At 52.7% G+C, this 19030-nt stretch carries 8 protein-coding genes and 3 rRNA genes; 4 read left to right on the top strand and 7 right to left on the bottom strand.

All coding sequences use genetic code 11. From position 1 onward, the window contains the following. Window positions 1–91: 91 nt before the first annotated feature. The 3 genes from FHG12_RS00105 to fbaA form a co-directional block, all read right to left on the bottom strand. Complete coding sequence (locus tag FHG12_RS00105) at window positions 92–4834, bottom strand: T9SS type A sorting domain-containing protein (protein WP_139513476.1); 4743 nt, start codon at window positions 4832–4834, stop codon at window positions 92–94. A gap of 42 nt (window positions 4835–4876) precedes the next feature. Then, complete coding sequence (locus tag FHG12_RS00100; protein ID WP_139513475.1) at window positions 4877–6217, bottom strand: DNA/RNA non-specific endonuclease; 1341 nt, start codon at window positions 6215–6217, stop codon at window positions 4877–4879. 830 nt (window positions 6218–7047) lie between these two features. Next, entirely contained in the window at window positions 7048–8130 is a 1083-nt protein-coding gene (gene fbaA / locus FHG12_RS00095) for a class II fructose-bisphosphate aldolase (protein ID WP_139513474.1), read from the bottom strand. A 305-nt stretch (window positions 8131–8435) separates the two neighbouring features. Between fbaA and eat the strand changes: the two genes are divergently transcribed. From eat to eutC, 3 genes are all read left to right on the top strand, one after another. Then, the gene (gene eat / locus FHG12_RS00090; protein ID WP_139513473.1) at window positions 8436–9776 is read left to right on the top strand and encodes an ethanolamine permease; all 1341 of its coding nucleotides are present in this window, start codon (window positions 8436–8438) and stop codon (window positions 9774–9776) included. Window positions 9777–9795: 19 nt separating this feature from the next. Continuing rightward, entirely contained in the window at window positions 9796–11184 is a 1389-nt protein-coding gene (locus FHG12_RS00085) for an ethanolamine ammonia-lyase subunit EutB (RefSeq protein WP_139513472.1), read from the top strand. A 63-nt stretch (window positions 11185–11247) separates the two neighbouring features. Further along, window positions 11248–12027, top strand: a complete 780-nt coding sequence (eutC, locus tag FHG12_RS00080; protein WP_139513471.1) for an ethanolamine ammonia-lyase subunit EutC — start codon at window positions 11248–11250, stop codon at window positions 12025–12027. 184 nt (window positions 12028–12211) lie between these two features. Here the strand turns inward: eutC and rrf are convergent. The 4 genes from rrf to FHG12_RS20965 form a co-directional block, all read right to left on the bottom strand. After that, window positions 12212–12323, bottom strand: a 5S ribosomal RNA gene (gene rrf, locus FHG12_RS00075). Window positions 12324–12405: 82 nt separating this feature from the next. Further along, window positions 12406–15312, bottom strand: a 23S ribosomal RNA gene (locus FHG12_RS00070). 224 nt (window positions 15313–15536) lie between these two features. Beyond that, window positions 15537–17051, bottom strand: a 16S ribosomal RNA gene (locus tag FHG12_RS00065). The 16S, 23S and 5S rRNA genes sit together here, the layout of an rRNA operon. Window positions 17052–17796: 745 nt before the next feature. Then, on the bottom strand, window positions 17797–18063 hold the full coding sequence (locus FHG12_RS20965; RefSeq protein WP_165699254.1) for a hypothetical protein: 267 nt from the start codon (window positions 18061–18063) through the stop codon (window positions 17797–17799). Between the two features lie 308 nt (window positions 18064–18371). Between FHG12_RS20965 and FHG12_RS00060 the strand changes: the two genes are divergently transcribed. Further along, complete coding sequence (locus FHG12_RS00060) at window positions 18372–18932, top strand: NUDIX hydrolase (protein ID WP_139513470.1); 561 nt, start codon at window positions 18372–18374, stop codon at window positions 18930–18932. The last annotated feature ends 98 nt before the right edge of the window (window positions 18933–19030 follow it).

Genomic DNA, 19030 nt, shown 5'->3' with positions numbered 1-19030 from the left:
ATAAAACAAAAAAAGCAACTATCTGATAATCAGATAGTTGCTTTTTTTGGGTGGTAACCTAAGAATAGGTTGCCTGCTGGTCAGAAGGGGCTTACTTAACCAGAACCAAGCGCTTGGTTTCCACTTTGCCGTTGGTGGTCAGGCGGCAGGTGTATATCCCCTCGGCCAGCGTGGCGCCATCCACGGTGAACTCGTAGTCGTGACCGCTTTCGGCTACGCCGTTGTAGAGCGTCGCTACCAGCTTGCCTACTGCGTTGTAGATCAGCAATTGCGCCTTGCCGGTTTCTGCCGAGCGGAAGTGCAGCACGGCCCGGTCGGTGAAGGGGTTGGGATACGCCTCGAACACGTTGGCGGTAGCTTCAGTGGTCACGACGCTGGCGGCCGCTGTGGCAGTCAGTTTAGCAGCCGAGCAGTCGCCGAGCTGGTCGCCGTGGTTGAGGTGATCAGCAATGTCTCCGGAGGAGATGCAGGATGGGTTTCCCTTGTGGCAGATGGTAACCTTATCGTTCTTGTTGCCGCAGCGTACGTCGACTACTTTCAGCGTCACCTGCTTGGTGGCGGTGCAGCCCGTCTCGCTGGTAACCGTGACGGTATAGAGGAAAGTGCCGGGCTTCGTAGCCGTGAAGATCGGGTTGGCAATGTCGGTTTTGCTGAGTCCAGCCGGACCGCTCCAGCTGTAGCTTACGCCGCCGGAGGCCGTCAGCGTTACGCTCTGCGGACCGTAGCCAATGTAAAGATTGGTCGCAACGCCGCCGGTGTACACGTCAGAAGAAGGCTTTGGCGTGATGACGGGCGTCGGGATTATGCCTTTTACAGTGACATCCGCCGTCTGGCTGGCCACGTTACCGTGAATGTCGGTGACGGTCAGGGTTACTTTGTTGAGGCCGATATTATCGCAGGTAAAGGTGCTCTTGCTCAGCGTGATCGACGCGATTCCGCAAGCATCGGAGCTGCCCTTGTTGACATCAGCCGCCGTGATTGAGAAGTTGCCTTTGCTCAGGGTCACGGTCAGGTTCTGAGTCAGGACCGTAGGAGCCTCCTTGTCCTGTACCGTCACAGTGAAAGTTTTCGAGTCGGTGCCGCAGCTGTTGGTAGCTGTAGCCGTGACCGTGGTAACGCCTACCGGGAAGAAGTACGGAGAGGTGATGGCCGTGGTCACGCCATCCTTCACAATGCTGTATACGAATTTGGGAGCAGGAGACCCCGTAGCAGTAGCAGCGAAAGCAACTGAAGCGCCGCACTTGCCCATTTCGGTGTTGGCCGTCGGGATGTTTAGTGCGGTTACAGAAGGAGGGGTGGTAACGGTTACCGTGGCAGAGCCCGTTAGGGCAGCGCCAGTGCAGTTGCCATCCGTTAAGGAGGTCAATGCATAAGTGGTTGTCTCTTTGGGAGTTACGGTTAGGGAGTAATTTCCTTCAGCATCAACTTCAGCAGCCGTTACGGTTAGGACCGCCGGGGCAGCCGCGCCGTTAATCGAATAGCCAACCGTCCAGGGAGCAACACCGGTCAGGTGGACCGTCAGCTTGGTAGACGTGCCCACACATACCGTAGCGTCGCCGGTCAACGTAGCCGTTGGCAAGGCCCGCACAGTTACTTGTTGGGTGTAGGTATCGGAGCAAGCGCCCTGGGTGATGGTCAGGGTAGCAGTATAAGTGCCCGCCGCGTAGGTGTGGCTGATGTTGCCTTTAGTGGTGTAATCTACTTTGCCATCGTTGTCGACATCCCAAGCATAGGTAGCATTCGACTCAACAGTTGTCGAGGCATCCTTGAAGGCCGTAGCCGTACCGGCGCAAACCGTAGTGGCTGTAAACGAAGGCGTTGGCGCAAGGCAGGTCAGGCCCGTACGCACGACCCGGTAGGTAGTGCCCACCCGGATGCCGTCAATCAGCAGGTTGGGAGCCAAGGTATTGCCACCGCCCTGACGCAACGCAACGGTGCCAATGTCGGAAGGTGTACCCGTGGTTTCCAGTGCTTCCACTGCGGCAGTTGTCGGTTCGGCGTTCACCGCGGGGTTGATGTACAGGCGGCTCGTGGTGCCCGTCTCATCAAACGAATACTTTACAACCAGGAGGTAAGTCTCGTTCAGGTTATATTCTTCGGTGGTGTAAAGGATGTTGGTGCCGTTGCCGCTGATGCCAAACTGCACTTTGCCCGTGGTAGGTCCTTTCTTGACGTAAACCCGGTTTTTGAAGTTAGAGCTCAGGATCGTCGGCCCCAGGTGGAAGAAATAGTCACCCGTACCGGCGCTCGATACTTTCACCAAGAAGGAGGCGTACACCGGCGTGCGGGCGTACACGGCAGCAAACTGACGGTTAACGTCTTGGCCCGTCGTTGTAATGGAGGCTGTATTGCCAATGCTGCCGGCACCGTAGCCTGCATAGGTAAGACCTGGTGCAGCTACGGCGACGGCGTTAGTAGTGCCGCCGCTGTGAGCCGCCCAGCCGTTGTTGGTCAGAAAATCGCCCGAGTTATAAGCAAAGTTTTCTTCGAGCAGCATAGTTGCCGGCACCGCCAGTGTTGCCTGGGCCAACGTTCCGGGAGAAGAGGTCTGGTAGTTTTCGGCGAAGGGCGTATCGTTGTCGTTGTAATCAAAAACGGCAAACGTGTAGGTCGTGTTAGGGCGCAGGTTGCGAACTGTTACCGTATCGGCAGTGCCACCATACACCACATAGTTGCCGACGCCCACTTGGGTGCCTTGGCCGAAAGCAGTATTGGGAGTATACGTCGTAGCGTCCACGGGGGCAGCATCTACGGCGCTGCCCAGGCGGGCCAGAATCAAATGCTTCGTGCCGTCGCCACCCGTTAGGTTCAGCAGCAGCGAAGTGCTGGTGACGTTGGAAGCGGTTAGGGCGGAGTTCTTGGTAGGCTCGGCAGCAAGCGGCACCGTTGTCGTGACCAGCGTAAACTCCTGCCCGTAGGCAGTGCCCGCGCTGGTTGTGGTAGCATAGGCCCGCACGTAGTAGGTAGTGCCGGGCGTCAGGCCGGTGATGGCGCTGGTGAAGGCGCCCGAACCCGTGCCGTCGCTGGTCTTGAGCGTGCTCAGGACTGGGTTAGGCGTTTTGCCCCACACCACACCGCGCGCCGTAATGCCGCTGCCCCCGTCGTCGGGTATGTTGCCGCCGGTTGAGGCGCTGGTGGGCGTAATGTTGGTAAGCTCCGCCGTGCTCACGGTTGCCGGATATACCGGAGCCGTGCTGGTGCCGCTCACGGCAACCGATTGATCGGCCGCGCCGCTGCTGTTCACCGGGATGGTAGCCTGATATGCCTGGGCCGCCGTTGGGGCAAAGCGGACGTCGATGGTAGTAGTATTTACTGTGCCGTCGGTCGGTTGCAATTGAATAACACAGCAAGCAAAAGGCTGCGTGCCAGTACGAATCTCAAATCCGGCCGGAGGCGTGATGGATAGGGGAGAAGACAAGCCTGTGCCGCTCACCGTGAAGCTTTGCGGGCTGGTCGCCGCGCCTGCCACTACAGCGCTGAAAGCAGGTAATGTCGACACGGAAGTGATTATCTCCGGCTTCGTAGCCGCAGGTATGGTGATGGTTACGGGCGAACTTTCACCAGTAGCCGATCCGCAAGTGTTTGATAAACTGGATTTTGCAACTACATAATAGGTGCCGGCTGCGCCAAAATCGGAGCCTTTGGGCTGGTAGATTGCGCTAGTAGCACCGCCGATAGCCGTGGTGAAAGGCCCTGAAGCACTGGTGCTGTATTGCCAGGTAAAGGTTGAGCCCGAAGCCGCCTTGGCCGTGAGGTTAGTGCCTGTTCCTGTAAGCGAGATAGTTTGAGCGTCGGGAGGTGTTACTGTAACTGGGTTGGTGGTAACGCTCTGAGAAACAGTAAGGTTGGTGCCGTTATCGGCGCCGTACGTGGCCGGAGCGTCGTTTACTACCCGAATCCGGTAGCCGGTTCCGCTGGGCGTACCGGCCGGAATAATTGCCGAAATAGGCGAAGTGCTGCCGCTGCCGATGATGTTATCGGTGGCATTGCTTGGAAACGCCCCCGAAGCATTCGACAGCTGCGCTCTAAAAGTGCCCGTGAAAGTACCGCTGCTGGTATAAGCAACGTTGAATGAAGTACTTCCCGAAGCAGAAGTAACGCAGAACGGGCTGTTGTAAGCCGAGGCTGTGGTAGTGATAGTTGGCACTGGAGTACCCGTTGAACCAGCAGTAACGACTACGTTGTCTAGGCTGATTTTGGGGCGGCTGCCAGTAGTACCGCCGGCCGAGGTCACGAGAAAAAAGCGGATTTTGGCAGTGGCATTATTAGAGAAGCCTGCAGGTAGGGCAATGGAAGTTAAGTTGCCTGAAGCAGCTACGTTATTGGTAACCACTACACTTGAGCCACCTAGGTCAACAAAGGCTCCGCCGTCGCCGGTGTTTGTTTGGAGCTTGAAAGTAGATCGCCGATCGCCGGATGAGTTGTTGACTTCGGCCCAATCTAGGCTAATGGTTCCGGCGGTGACGCCTGTAAAATCTAAATAAAGATCGAAAGCAGCTGCGTTGCCGCCATCAGGAGAGGCACCGGTTGCCAGAAGTACGATTGCGCCAGTGCCTTTTTGTACGCCCCCCCCAGTACCGGTAGCAAAAACTTTGGTCTGATTAGGCAAAGCAGGGCTGGTCTGCTGGGGGGCGACCCCAAAGCGATTGGCACCTAAGCCTGAGGCAAAGTTGTCGGTCCAATTGGCAACATCACCAAAATTCTCTGTGTATGTTCCGGTGGCCAGCTGATACGGTGTCTGACCCCAACTCTGGTGCGCACCGAAGAAAAACAGAAAAGCAAGCAAAGCCGGCAATTGCCCAAGCTTCCAAGCGTTTTTATAAAAACTTGTCATACAGACGGTTATGTCTTTGTAAGAAAATCCGGGAAGTTGAGCTTAATTGGTCGGGCCGTTATCGACTTTCGACTCGATGACCGTCTGCACGTCAACGGGCAGGTTCGAGAGCAAGTCGTAACCGGTTGCTTTCTCGATGGCATCGACGCTGGTGCGGTACGTGCCCCAGTTCGTGTCGATGGAGTTGACGTTCGGCGTGTCGATGGCGATGATGCGGGTATTGGCGTTCACCCGCGAAGCATCGTTGTCGCCAACCGGCAACACCACAATCACCTTCCAGCAGCGGGCCGGTACCGTCACGCGGCCTTGGTCGAGGGTATTGACCACTGTAGCGTTGTTGCTGCCCACGCCGCCCACGCCGTAGCTACCGCAAATCACGTACACCTCGTTGCCGGGCAGGAACGTGCGGGTGTAATTTTCCAGGTCGGCCCAGGTTTTCTGGTTGTTGTTAGGCGCCTGCGGCATCATGTTGGTCATGAAGAAGGTCGCCGAGTTGTTTTCTAGCGTAGAAGTCCGGTCGGCCGACGGGCAATTGTGGCCCCGGTCGAAGCCGCTGCCGCTGTAGCTGGTCGATTGCACTTGGTACCAGCCATCTGGCAACGAAGGGTCGTTGCGGAAGTCGTCCTGCCGGTCAGCAGTACCGCGGTCAGAAATATCGAGGTGCCAGCTTACCCAGTTGGGTTTGCCCTGGTCGCGGTTATACGACATTACATACTGTGGCTTGACCAGCAAGTAGTTATCAAAATAGCTGACGTCCGTAACGGCGCCGCTGGGGTTGCCCAGCGCAACGTTATTGTTGTCAACGGAAGGGGCCTCGGTGCCAAACTCCGTCACGGCAAAATCATCGAGATTCAGGCGGGCGCTGCCCCCAGATGTCTTCCGGATTTCAAACTTGACGTTGCCCGAAATATTGGCCGTGAAAGCTGCCGTTTGCAGGGTGTTGCTAGTGGTCGAAACGGTGTTGCCCAGCTTTGTCCACTTGTTGCAGTTGCACGACTGCGCCTGCGCCCACAATTCCCAACTGCTGCTGCCGTCGGAGCCGTAAATGGCGTGCTGTATGGTAATCGTAGAAGCTCCTGTCGGCAGGTAAAAGTCCATCGTGAGCTTGCCGGCGCCTTGTAAGCGTACGGCCTGCGCGCCGTTTTTCCGATCGGCATCGGTGGCGCCCAGCACGCCGTCCGTCAGAATCCAGTTGCCAGTCGTGAGGGCAACGGTTCCGGTGGCATAATCCGTCTTGGTACCTGTATCGAAGGTCTCTTGCGTGTTTGCAGCAAAAAGTGCAGTCGAAACCTCGCGGCGATCTACACTCGTTGGATGAAAGGCAAAGCAGGGCAGAAGCAGCAGCAGAAGATATCTGCCGTACCCGAGTAAGGGTTTTTTCATTTAAGCCAAAGAGTGAAGATGAAAAACAGAGTAAATCGTTTATTCCAAACTGTTAAAATCCGGCATGCCAGAATTCGGCGCAAAGCTAGCGCAGGATTTTCGTGCTGACTTTAACACAATGTTAAGTTTATAGTTCATTGTTTTTGTAATAGAACGCTTATTTGAAAAAGTCAATTTGTATTCGAATAGTTTAAACAATCTATGGGATTGCCTTTGACTTAATACAGAAATATATTAGATAAATGCAATTTTAGGATATGTGCATCCTTCATAGTTGTATCCAGTCTGTTCTTAGAATTATGTTATCTATATGTTGTGTATATAAATTATAATTATTTGATTGTGAGTGTATTGCATAATGAGGGGGAATGTAAGTCGTTGCTTGTAGAAGAATCGTTCAGAGGGCTTATATATGTCCAGACTGCGTTGGATTCTAGTTTAACCTGGATAAAATGCTCTAAATAAAAGAATTAACCGAGTAGCAAAATCATTAATTAATGATGCGCAGTTTTGTGACTAATAGCTTCAAAAAGTTTAATTATTCGTGATGGTATCTACACACATTTATCGTAGTAAAACCGGTCAAAAAATCACATAATTTTATAACTTATATTATGCAATAAGTCTGAACTCAGGGTTTGGTCCTGAATATGTACAATCGCATTTTCCGTGTTAAGCCATATTCTCCTTTGAGGCTATACACAGCGGATTTGACAACTTCAATCAGGCTGAGTACATAGGAGCTTATCTCACAAACTCGAATCGCGTCAAAATGACAAAGGCCACTTCAATGAAGAAGCGGCCTTTGTGAGTATTTGATTATAAGATAGTTATGGTCTGCGGTTGACTGCGTTCAGATCTTCAAACGCTTGCTTGAGGCGCGCTGCGAAGGTTTTCTCACCTTCACGGAGCCACACACGTGGATCGTAGTATTTCTTATTCGGCGAATCGGCACCACTGGGGTTACCGATCTGGCCTTGCAAGTAGGCTTCGTTCTTTACGTAATAGTTTTTGATGCCTTCCCAAAGTGCCCACTGCAAATCGGTGTCGATGTTCATTTTGATGGCACCATAAGAAATAGCCTCCCGAATTTCTTCTTGGCTAGAGCCCGAACCGCCGTGGAATACAAAGTCAACAGGCTGTGAACCCGTTTGGAAGTGCTCCTGCACGTACTGTTGCGAGTTTTTCAGGATGACGGGTTGCAACTTCACGTTGCCGGGCTTGTACACGCCGTGCACATTACCGAAGGCAGCCGCTACCGTAAAGCGGGGGCTTACCGAACTCAGCTCTTTGTAAGCAAACGCAACTTCGGAAGGTTGGGTATAGAGCTTCGAGCTATCGACATCGGAGTTGTCCACGCCATCTTCTTCACCGCCGGTCACGCCAAGTTCAATCTCCAGCGTCATACCGATTTTGCTCATGCGCTCGAGGTAGCGCTTGCAGATTTCGATGTTCTCTTCAATCGGCTCTTCCGACAGGTCGAGCATGTGCGAGCTGTACAGCGGCTGGCCATACTGCGCAAAATGCTTTTCGCCCGCCTCAAGCAACCCGTCGATCCAGGGCAGCAGCTTCTTGGCGGCGTGGTCGGTGTGCAGAATAACCGGTACATCGTACACCGAAGCCATCGTGTGCACGTGCTGAGCACCCGAAATGGCCCCCGCAATACTGGCACGCTGGTCGCCGTTAGGCAGCGATTTGCCGGCAAAAAACTGCGCGCCACCGTTGGAAAACTGTATGATAACAGGCGAATTGACTTCGTGGGCCGTTTCCAGCACCGCGTTCACCGAGTTGGTACCCGTCACGTTGACGGCGGGCAGGGCAAAGGCATTCGCCTTGGCGAATTTGAAAAGGTTCTGTACCTCGTCGCCGTGTAGTACGCCGGCGCGCAGTCCGGTAAGGGTTTGTTCAGCCATGACAGGAAAATGAAAAGCTAGAAAAAAGGTTAGAAGAGGGTGGGAGCCCAAACCTACGAAAGGCCTGGGTTAGTTGCCAATCCTGCACCCAGAATGAAGAAACCTTGCTGGATCGGCGCAAGCAGATTTGAGTAGTAAAACCTCGGAAGTTTACCTAGTAAGAAGATAGTGAAAAGTCTGGTTCACTGATCCTGCAACCGTTTTGCATTGGAAATAATCCTCGCAAAAAAGGCTGAAGTGGTCCTGAATGCTGCTATTTGGCTTTTATTCAATACATTATACGGATCAACCCAAACCTGTCAGCGATGATTACGGCACCTGCCTCTCCTGGTTTGAAGAAAGTATTAAGGCCGCTGCATCTCTGGGCCATAGCAGTGGGACTGGTCATTTCAGGCGAATATTTTGGCTGGAATTACGGTTGGGCCGTAGCAGGCCCCATCGGCATGCTAGTGGCCACGTTGATAATTACAGTGTTGTATATCACATTCATTTTCAGCTTTACCGAGCTGACAACTGCGATACCGCATGCGGGTGGGCCGTTTGCCTATTCGTATCGAGCCTTTGGGCCGCTAGCGGGATTAATAGCTGGGTACGCTACCCTCGTTGAGTTTCTGTTTGCACCGCCGGCCATTGCCTTTGCGCTGGGTAGCTACGGGCATTTTCTGTACCCAAGTATTCCGGTTTTGCATACGGCTTTGGTGTGCTACGTGGTCTTTATTGGTATCAACCTTTTGGGAATCAAGGAGTCCGCTATGTTCTCATTGGTTGTTACGATACTTGCCGTCGCTGAGCTACTGCTGTATATGGGGCTTGTAGCTCCGCATTTTAACATGACGAATTTCCTGACTCGGCCTATGCCTTTTGGGCTCACGGGGATTTTTGCCGCTTTGCCGTTTGCCATCTGGTTTTATCTGGCAATCGAAGGAGTCGCTATGGTCGCCGAGGAGGTAGAGGATCCCAAACGTACCATTCCCAAAGGGTATATCTACGGACTGCTTACGCTCATTGCGCTGGCCTTGGGAGTCATGATACTCACAGGCGGCATCACCAACTGGCAACGGCTGAGCGCCATCGATTATCCATTGCCCGAAGCATTAGGAATAGTCTTAGGCCGCCAGAGCCCTTTGACGCGGGTATTTGCCAGCATCGGCCTGTTTGGCTTAGTGGCTTCTTTTCACGGCACCATCATTGGCTATTCGCGGCAAGTATTTGCGCTGGCGCGAAGCGGCTATTTGCCCAGTTTCCTGAGTCAGGTAAACGCTCGATTTCAGACGCCGCATTGGGCTCTGGTAGTCGGTGGGCTGGTTGGCGCCGGCGCCTTACTGACAGGCACTACCAACCAAGTGATTGTGCTTTCGGTACTGGGGGCAGTGGTTATGTATGGGATGAGTTTGCTCAGCTTATTCGCATTGCGCCGGACGGAGCCGCAGCTGGAAAGGCCTTTTGTGGTGCCCTTCTATCCAATTTTCCCTGCTGTAGCGTTGTTACTGACGATTGTAAGTTTGGGCGCTATTATTTATTACAACCTGATAATCAGTGCGTTATTTTTTGTTGGCTTAGCTCTGACCGGAGGCATTTTTCTGCTGCTAGGCCAGCGGCGGCCTCTGACTCAAGAAGCCTTGCTGGCAAAAGCCGAAGGCGTCTGACTCGAAGACTGTATGATCTATGCGCTACCAACACACCATTCGAAGCCGGGTTTACCAATTTCCCGATCTTAGAACGCTGCTGGCCAAAGCTTCGCCGCTTCGTTCGGGCGATGTGTTGGCCGAAGTGGCCGCTGCCACTTACGAAGAAAGGGTAGCTGCCCAAATTACGTTAGCAGACGTATTGCTCTCCGATTTCATTCAGGAAACTGTCGTTCCTTACGAGAAAGACGAAGTTACCCGCCTGATCATTGATACGCATGACGCTGCATCTTTCGCTCGCATCCAGCATTTTACAGTTGGCCAGCTTCGCGATTGGTTATTGATGCCTGAAACCGATACGATAGCGCTGCAGGAAATTGCGGACGCGCTGACCCCGGAAATGGTAGCCGCCGTATCCAAGCTAATGCGAAATCAAGAATTGATTTCCGTTGCTCGCAAATGCGAAGTAGTAACGCGCTTTCGCAACACATTAGGGCTAAAAGGCCACATTGCCACACGTCTCCAACCCAATCATCCTACCGACGATACGCGTGGCATTTTGGCCAGTGTGGTGGATGGCTTATTGTATGGCAGTGGCGATGCCGTAATCGGTATTAATCCTGCCACCGATAACATCCATATAACCAATGACTTACTAAATTTGCTGGATTCGATGCGCCAGCATTATGAAATTCCTACCCAATCGTGTGTGCTCTGCCACGTCACAACTACCTTGGAACTAATCAGGCGAAACGCACCCATAGACTTAACTTTCCAATCGATCGGTGGTACGGAAGCTACGAATACCAGCTTCGGCATAGACTTGGCGCTACTAGAAGAAGCATGGCACGCCACTTTAGAGCTAAAACGCGGCACCATGGGCCAAAATGTAATGTATTTTGAAACAGGGCAGGGGAGTGCTCTTTCTGCAAATGCTCATCAAGGCGTTGATCAGCAAACATGCGAAGCCCGGGCTTATGCGGTAGCGCGTAGGTTTAAACCCCTGTTAGTTAATTCAGTTGTGGGTTTTATTGGCCCCGAATACCTGTATGATGGTAAGCAAATTATCCGGGCCGCCCTCGAAGACCACTTTTGTGGCAAATTGCTAGGCCTGCCGATGGGCGTTGACATCTGCTACACCAACCACGCCGAAGCCGATCAAGATGATATGGACAATCTCTTGACTCTTCTAGGAGTAGCTGGTTGCAACTTTATCATGGGTGTGCCTGGCGCCGACGATATCATGTTGAACTACCAATCTACTTCCTTCCACGATGCATTGTATGTGCGAGATGTTCTAGGTTTACGTCCAACCCCCGAATTTGAAGGGTGGCTTATGCAACAAGGGATTTTCAATGAAAAAGGCCGTTTGTTACCAGCACAGCCTGGACATAAACTCTTCGCGAACATGCCAAAAGCGCTATTATAATCTCCTACGTTGGTATTTTTATATATCGTTAGTGGTCAGATAATTGTATAAAATATTTAGGTAATGGAGAACTTGCCCTTTCAAAGGCCTGATCATTTAAATGCATCTGACCCTTGGGTTTCGTTAAAAAGATTCACTGATGCTCGTATAGCATTAGGTCGTGTAGGAACGAGTGTGCCATTACAAGAAGCGTTAGCTCTCAAATTTGCTCATGCTCAAGCACGTGATGCTGTATACTCAGAATTGAACTTAGAAAAGCTTCTGAAGGAATTACAAACTTTTCAGCTACCAATTTATCAGGTTCGAAGCAAAGCTTCGAACCGCCAAGAGTACCTAAGGCGGCCCGACTTAGGTCGTCAGCTGCACGAATCTTCTCACAAACATTTGCAGGAATGCGCTGACGACGAAACGGATATAGTAATCATAATGGCAGATGGATTATCAGCGACGGCTATAAACAAGTATTCTATAGCCGTAATTCGATTCCTATTACCCCAACTTCAGCAAGCTGGAATTCGAGTTGGCCCTCTCATTCTTGCCGAACAGGCGCGCGTCGCAATTAGCGATGAGATAGGAGAAATCTTCAGAACTAAGATTGCTCTTATTTTGATTGGTGAAAGGCCGGGGTTGAGTTCTCTACAGAGCCTAAGCGCCTATTTCACCTACTCACCTAAAATTGGCCTTACAGACAAAGCTCGGAATTGCGTTTCTAATATTCGACCTGAAGGCCTACAGTATGCAGAGGCAGCAGATAAGATATTTTATATGCTAAATGCATCCTTTCGCAGAAAGATTTCTGGAATACAGCTAAAGGATAATTCAAATTCTTTAGACAAGGAATAGAAGAAGCTTTATAAACCTCTCAATAGTACTAACTATATATCTGCTTATAATATATGAGCAGATATATAGTTACTTTACACGGCTTGCGAGAAGGGGGGTAAACGCGGGGCGGCCCCCGCCCCGCATCCCTGGCCCCCGAAGCGGGGCAGGGACGCGGGGGCGGGGGCCGCGGGCAAAACAACAAGGTTGGCGGCGACCGACTCTCCCGCCGGTGAAGGCAGTACCATGGGCGCTCCGGGGCTTAACGGCTCTGTTCGGAATGGGAAGAGGTGAACCCCCGGGCTAAAGCCACCATTGCTGGCGGGGGTGCGGGTTCAGGGCACCCCAAAAAACGTTGACGCAGGCAACGGGTAAGAAGAACAGGGGCCCCAAGCGGGGTGCCCGAAGCGTTCGGGTCATTAGTACGGCTCGGCTGCGGCATTTCTGCCGGTAGACCTGCCGCCTATCAACGTGGTCATCTCCCACGACCCTTCAATTGGGACATCTCATCTTGAGGTGAGTTTCGCACTTAGATGCTTTCAGCGCTTATCTCATCCCAGCGTAGCTACCCGGCGCTGCAGCTGGCGCCACAACCGGTGCACTAGCGGCTGGTCCATCCCGGTCCTCTCGTACTAAGGACAGGTCCTCTCAAATGTCCAACGCCCGCAACAGATAGGGACCGAACTGTCTCACGACGTTCTGAACCCAGCTCGCGTGCCACTTTAATCGGCGAACAGCCGAACCCTTGGGACCTTCTCCAGCCCCAGGACGTGACGAGCCGACATCGAGGTGCCAAACCTCCCCGTCGATATGAGCTCTTGGGGAGATCAGCCTGTTATCCCCGGCGTACCTTTTATCCTTTGAGCGATGGCCCTTCCATGCGGAACCACCGGATCACTATATCCGTCTTTCGACCCTGCTCGGCTTGTAGGCCTCACAGTCAAGCCCGCTTCTGCTATTGCGCTCTGCGTACGGTTACCAAGCGTACTGAGCGGACCTTTGAAAGCCTCCGATACTTTTTTGGAGGCGACCACCCCAGTCAAACTACCCACCAGCCACTGTTTCCGTGTTCCAGATTAGGCACCGAGCAACACAAGGGTGGTATTTCAACGTCGGCTCCCCGAGACCTAGCGGCCCCGGCTCAACGCCTCCCACCTATCCTACACATGTGTTGCCCAGCGTCAATGGCAAGCTATAGTAAAGGTGCACGGGGTCTTTCCGTCCCGTTGCGGGTACTCGGCATCTTCACCGAGACTACAATTTCACCGAGCTCACGGCTGAGACAGCGCCCAGATCGTTACACCATTCGTGCAGGTCGGAACTTACCCGACAAGGAATTTCGCTACCTTAGGACCGTTATAGTTACGGCCGCCGTTTACCGGGGCTTCGATTCAAACCTTCGCCTTGCGACTAAGTTCCCCTCTTAACCTTCCGGCACCGGGCAGGTGTCAGACCTTATACTTCCGCTTGCGCGTTCGCAAAGTCATGTGTTTTTGTTAAACAGTCGCCTGGGCCTTTTCACTGCGGCTTCTCTGCTTGCGCAGAGGAAGCGTCCCTTCTCCCGAAGTTACAGGACCATTTTGCCGAGTTCCTTGGCCGTGATTCACTCGAGCGCCTCAGGATGCTCTCCTTGACTACCTGTGTCGGTTTGCGGTACGGGTTATCCAGCGGTAAACGCTTAGCAGGTTTTCTTGGCAGTCTGATTAGGCACGCTATCCCGTTGGCCGAGGCCGCCGGGTACTATCACGTTTCAGCAAAGTCGGCGGATTTACCTACCGTCCCTATACCTACGCGCTTCAACGGGCACTTCCGTCCGCCCGCGGTGCTTTCACTTCTGCGTCACTGCATCACTCCACTGGATAAGTGCGGGAATATCAACCCGCTGTCCATCGACGTAGCCTCTCGGCGTAGCCTTAGGTCCCGACTAACCCTGCTCCGATTAGCGTTGAGCAGGAAACCTTAGTCTATCGGCGGGCCGGTTTCTCACCGGCCTTATCGTTACTCATGCCTACATTTGCTTTTCTGGCCGCTCCACCGTCCCTGACAGGACGACTTCACCGCTGACCAGAATGCTCCCCTACCACTTCTACCAAAGTAGAAATCCATCGCTTCGGTACCGGACTTGATGCCCGCGTATTATCGATGCCCTGTCGCTCGACCAGTGAGCTGTTACGCACTCTTTAAATGAATGGCTGCTTCCAAGCCAACATCCTGGCTGTCAAAGCAACTGGACCTCCTTTGTTCAACTTAGTCCGAATTTAGGGACCTTAGCGGATGGTCTGGGTTCTTTCCCTCTCGGCCTGGGACCTTAGCACCCCAAGCCTCACTGCCGGCTATATCAACGGGCATTCGGAGTTCGTCAGGATTCGGTAGGCTGTGACACCCCTAGTCCTATCGGTAGCTCTACCTCCCGCTGACTCCACGCCGACGCTGTACCTAAATACATTTCGGGGAGTACGAGCTATTTCTCAGTTTGATTGGCCTTTCACCCCTACCCACAGGTCATCCAAATCCTTTTCAACGGAAACTGGTTCGGGCCTCCAGTTGGTTTTACCCAACCTTCACCCTGCCCATGGGTAGATCACAAAGTTTCGCGTCTACCTCCCCCGACTTCGCGCCCTGTTCAGACTCGCTTTCGCTGCGGCTCCGTGCTTCCAAGCACTTAACCTTGCCGGAGAAGAGTAACTCGTAGGCTCATTATGCAAAAGGCACGCCGTCACCCCACAAAAGGGCTCCGACCGCTTGTAAGCACACGGTTTCAGGTTCTTTTCACTCCGCTATTCGCGGTTCTTTTCACCTTTCCCTCACGGTACTGGTTCACTATCGGTCTCTCAGGAGTATGTAGCCTTGGCGGATGGTGCCGCCGGATTCAAACGGGATTTCTCCGGTCCCGCCCTACTCAGGAATCCGCTACCGTACCCAATCCGTTCGCTTACGGGATTCTCACCCTCTGTGATCGACTTTCCCACGTCGTTCGGCTAAGATTGGGTAATCAGATGTTGCGGTCCTACAACCCCAGGCCGGCCGTAACCGGCTTGGTTTGGGCTTGTCCCCGTTCGCTCGCCACTACTTGGGGAATCATTAGTTATTTTCTGTTCCTCCGGGTACTTAGATGTTTCAGTCCCCGGGTTTGCCCCGTGCCTCATACAAGGCACAGTCCCTGCTCTTCAAGCAGGGGGGTTGCCCCATTCGGAAATCACCGGATCAGCGGATATGTGCTCCTCCCCAGTGCTTATCGCAGCTTATCACGTCCTTCGTCGCCTCTGAGAGCCTAGGCATCCCCCGTGTGCCCTTGCTTACTTCTTGGCCTCTGTGCGCTGAACGCACAGAGCGCTTGGGGCCGGGCTGTTGGGCCCGGCCTTTTCTTCTTACTCGTTACACTACGTCAAAGAACGTGTGCCCCCGTTGGGAGCAGCGCAGAGGAGGCGCCCGTACAGGAACCTCCCCACAAAAACTTGAATGCAGGAAAAGACAACCGGATCTATACCGGGTAACAACTATGATCGCGCTCACGAGTCGGACCGCTCCAGAAAGGAGGTGATCCAGCCGCACCTTCCGGTACGGCTACCTTGTTACGACTTAGCCCCAGTTACCTGTTCTACCCTAACTGGCTTCTGTGACGAGCACCAGCTTCAGGTCTACCAGACTTCCATGGCTTGACGGGCGGTGTGTACAAGGCCCGGGAACGTATTCACCGCGTCATTGCTGATACGCGATTACTAGCGATTCCAGCTTCACGAAGTCGAGTTGCAGACTTCGATCCGAACTGAGAACGGTTTTTTGAGATTGGCGTCTGCTCGCGCAGTAGCGACCCTCTGTACCGTCCATTGTAGCACGTGTGTAGCCCTAGGCGTAAGGGCCATGATGACCTGACGTCGTCCCCGCCTTCCTCACTGCTTGCGCAGGCAGTCCTGTTAGAGTCCCCATCATAACATGCTGGCAACTAACAGTAGGGGTTGCGCTCGTTGCGGGACTTAACCCAACACCTCACGGCACGAGCTGACGACGGCCATGCAGCACCTTGCTTTGTGTCCCGAAGGAAAGCGTGGTCTCCCACGCGGTCACGCGCATTCTAGCCTAGGTAAGGTTCCTCGCGTATCATCGAATTAAACCACATGCTCCACCGCTTGTGCGGGCCCCCGTCAATTCCTTTGAGTTTCACCCTTGCGGGCGTACTCCCCAGGTGGGATACTTAACGCTTTCGCTAAGTCACAGACCGTGTATCGCCTGCAACGAGTATCCATCGTTTACGGCGTGGACTACCAGGGTATCTAATCCTGTTCGCTCCCCACGCTTTCGTGCCTCAGTGTCAGTACCAGCCTAGTCAGCTGCCTACGCAATCGGGGTTCTAGAAGGTATCTATGCATTTCACCGCTACACCTTCTATTCCGCCAACCTCGTCTGGACTCAAGCCCTGCAGTATCCATGGCAGTTCTGCTGTTGAGCAGCAGGCTTTCACCACGGACTTACAAGGCCACCTACGCACCCTTTAAACCCAATAAATCCGGACAACGCTTGCACCCTCCGTATTACCGCGGCTGCTGGCACGGAGTTAGCCGGTGCTTATTCCTCAGGTACCGTCAGTGTACCTCGCAAGGTCTTTTTCTTCCCTGAGAAAAGCCGTTTACAACCCAGAAGGCCTTCATCCGGCACGCGGCATGGCTGGGTCAGCCTCTCGGCCATTGCCCAATATTCCCTACTGCTGCCTCCCGTAGGAGTCTGGCCCGTATCTCAGTGCCAGTGTGGGGGATCGCCCTCTCAGGTCCCCTAAGCATCGTCGCCTTGGTGGGCCGTTACCCCGCCAACTAGCTAATGCTACGCAACCCCATCCTTGACCGATGAATCTTTACCAGTTGCCCGATGCCGGGCTGCTGGTTTATGCGGTATTAATCCGCCTTTCGGCGGGCTATCCCCCAGTCAAGGGCAGGTTGGTTACGCGTTACGCACCCGTGCGCCACTAGCGGTATTGCTACCGCCCGTTCGACTTGCATGTATTAGGCCTGCCGCTAGCGTTCATCCTGAGCCAGGATCAAACTCTCCATTGTATAAATTACTTGCTGCCTTTGCCGAAGCAAAGACCATGTCGAGTGCTGATCCGACCCGTATTACCGAGCGTGATCGATTTTGTTACGCTGGATGCCGGGCGGCCCGAAAGCCGCCCGGCCCTATCCTTTTGTCTTTTCCAAACATTCAAAGAACGTGTGCCCGCCCCGTTGGGCCGACCTGGCCGCGGCCTGCGCCGCGTCTGCTGTACTCTGTTTTTCCCGCCGCCTTTCGCTTGGGGGGACAAAGGTACAACCTTTTTGCTGCCAACCAAGCAAGGAGTGAAAAAAAATTTACTTCGTTTCGCCGGCCCCAGTGGGCCCGACCCCCCTTCCTTCCGAAGCGGGCTGCAAAGGTAACACCGCCTGGCCGCCGTTTGCAAGCCCCCCGCGAAAAATATTTTTCCGGCGGCTGGCGCCCCACAAACCCGGGCCGCATCTGCCCAAAAGAGCCCCGCCCGCTTCCCGGTTGGGGCTGCAAAGATGCACGACTCGCTCCCTTTTAAGCAAGGGGTAATGTGTTATTAATGCGAGAGTGCTTGATAGACAGACAGTTTATTTTTAATCGGGGATACAATCATTCTATAACAGGCATTGATAGAATGAAGGGTAGGATCCTAGGTAAGCTCGGATCTTAATTATTCCGCTTTCCCAATAAGCCAAGGATATTAAGTTCTGTTAGAATAGCAACCGTATTTCGATATAAATGGATCAGAGAGATTAAAAGAAGCTAGTTATATGCAGTGCCTTATGAGAAAGCTTGACGTACCTTATCAGTGGTTTGGGCTATCAATAAGCTAATATGATGCTTACGCCATTTGCTTTGTAAACGGGTTATCTCTGAAATGACAGTAGGAGAGATGGCGGCTAAATACCGGCAGTCGAGAGTGATGCTTGTTTTACCACTGCGCCGAGCGTGGCGTAGAGCCTGCAATAACTCATTGCCATTATCCGAATCCGAATCGGTAGGAATTAGCAAATAGGTTTCGGGCAAGATTTCGTGGAAGACTGGCATGGGTGGGAAGTTGGGTGGTTGTGGACAAAAGGGGCTGTAAGTTGTAAGCTCAGTTGGGGGATCTGGGCATACTATATAATATACGGACTTAGAGTCGAACAGGTAATAGCGAGGGATAATGCATATGCTTACCTATAGCCTAATAACCAATAAACGATTTGAAGTATTAAAACAGGGAGCAAGGTTGGTCAAGAGTCGCAGAGGGTAAGAAGGGTGCGGGTCTGGATGTAGATGATTGGTGCTTAATAAGATACGTAAGCTTGTCAATACTAAGCCTAATTTGCGGTTTCAGATGTTCTGCTGTTGATATGAAAAACGAAATCCAGCCTTGGGAGACGCTAAAATCCGATATTGTATTTGACCATAAATGGTATCAGTTGCGTCGCGATTATGTAAGGCTACCGAACGGGCTTGAACTAGACGATTATTTTGTAAGTGTGCGGCGTAATGTGGCCCTCACTTTTCCTTTGACGGACGACAACCACGTCATATTTGTACGTCAGTATAAACATGGTGTGCAGGATATCTTGATAGAACTGCCTGGGGGAGTGATAGATGAGGGAGAAACCGAGCCTATAGAAGCGGCCAAGCGTGAGCTGTTAGAAGAAACAGGGTATGCGTCTGATAACATGCAGTTTCTACTTCAAGTGGCTGATAACCCCACCAAAGACACCAATAAGATTTACTTTTTCTTGGCCCGAAACGCCCACCAAGTGAGCGCGCAAAACCTAGATCGTACCGAAAATATCGAAGTGGTGAAGGTGCCAGTAGCAGATGTTGAAGGAATGATCATAAGTGGACAAATCCGCGTATCTGGCTCCGTTGCATTGTGCTTATTGGCTTTAAAAGAACTAGAAAAAGAAATTTAGCGTAAGCGACAGTTAGTCAATAGGTTATGTATTAATCATTCACAGCTCTGAATCAGAGCGAAATTGCTTGGCTACTCTAGAAATGAGCTGTAAAAACG

The organism is Hymenobacter jejuensis (assembly GCF_006337165.1).
In the GTDB taxonomy this organism is placed as follows: domain Bacteria; phylum Bacteroidota; class Bacteroidia; order Cytophagales; family Hymenobacteraceae; genus Hymenobacter; species Hymenobacter jejuensis.
Note: the sequence above shows the minus strand (reverse complement) of the source record. Positions and strands in the feature narration are given on the sequence as shown.

What these genes read in the sequence shown, in the direction of transcription:
- FHG12_RS00105 (WP_139513476.1), bottom strand. Translation starts at nt 4,834, where the DNA reads ATGACAAGTTTTTATAAAAACGCTTGGAAGCTTGGGCAATTGCCGGCT.
- FHG12_RS00100 (WP_139513475.1), bottom strand. Translation starts at nt 6,217, where the DNA reads ATGAAAAAACCCTTACTCGGGTACGGCAGATATCTTCTGCTGCTGCTT.
- fbaA (WP_139513474.1), bottom strand. Translation starts at nt 8,130, where the DNA reads ATGGCTGAACAAACCCTTACCGGACTGCGCGCCGGCGTACTACACGGC.
- eat (WP_139513473.1), top strand. Translation starts at nt 8,436, where the DNA reads ATGATTACGGCACCTGCCTCTCCTGGTTTGAAGAAAGTATTAAGGCCG.
- FHG12_RS00085 (WP_139513472.1), top strand. Translation starts at nt 9,796, where the DNA reads ATGCGCTACCAACACACCATTCGAAGCCGGGTTTACCAATTTCCCGAT.
- eutC (WP_139513471.1), top strand. Translation starts at nt 11,248, where the DNA reads ATGGAGAACTTGCCCTTTCAAAGGCCTGATCATTTAAATGCATCTGAC.
- FHG12_RS20965 (WP_165699254.1), bottom strand. Translation starts at nt 18,063, where the DNA reads ATGCCAGTCTTCCACGAAATCTTGCCCGAAACCTATTTGCTAATTCCT.
- FHG12_RS00060 (WP_139513470.1), top strand. Translation starts at nt 18,372, where the DNA reads ATGAAAAACGAAATCCAGCCTTGGGAGACGCTAAAATCCGATATTGTA.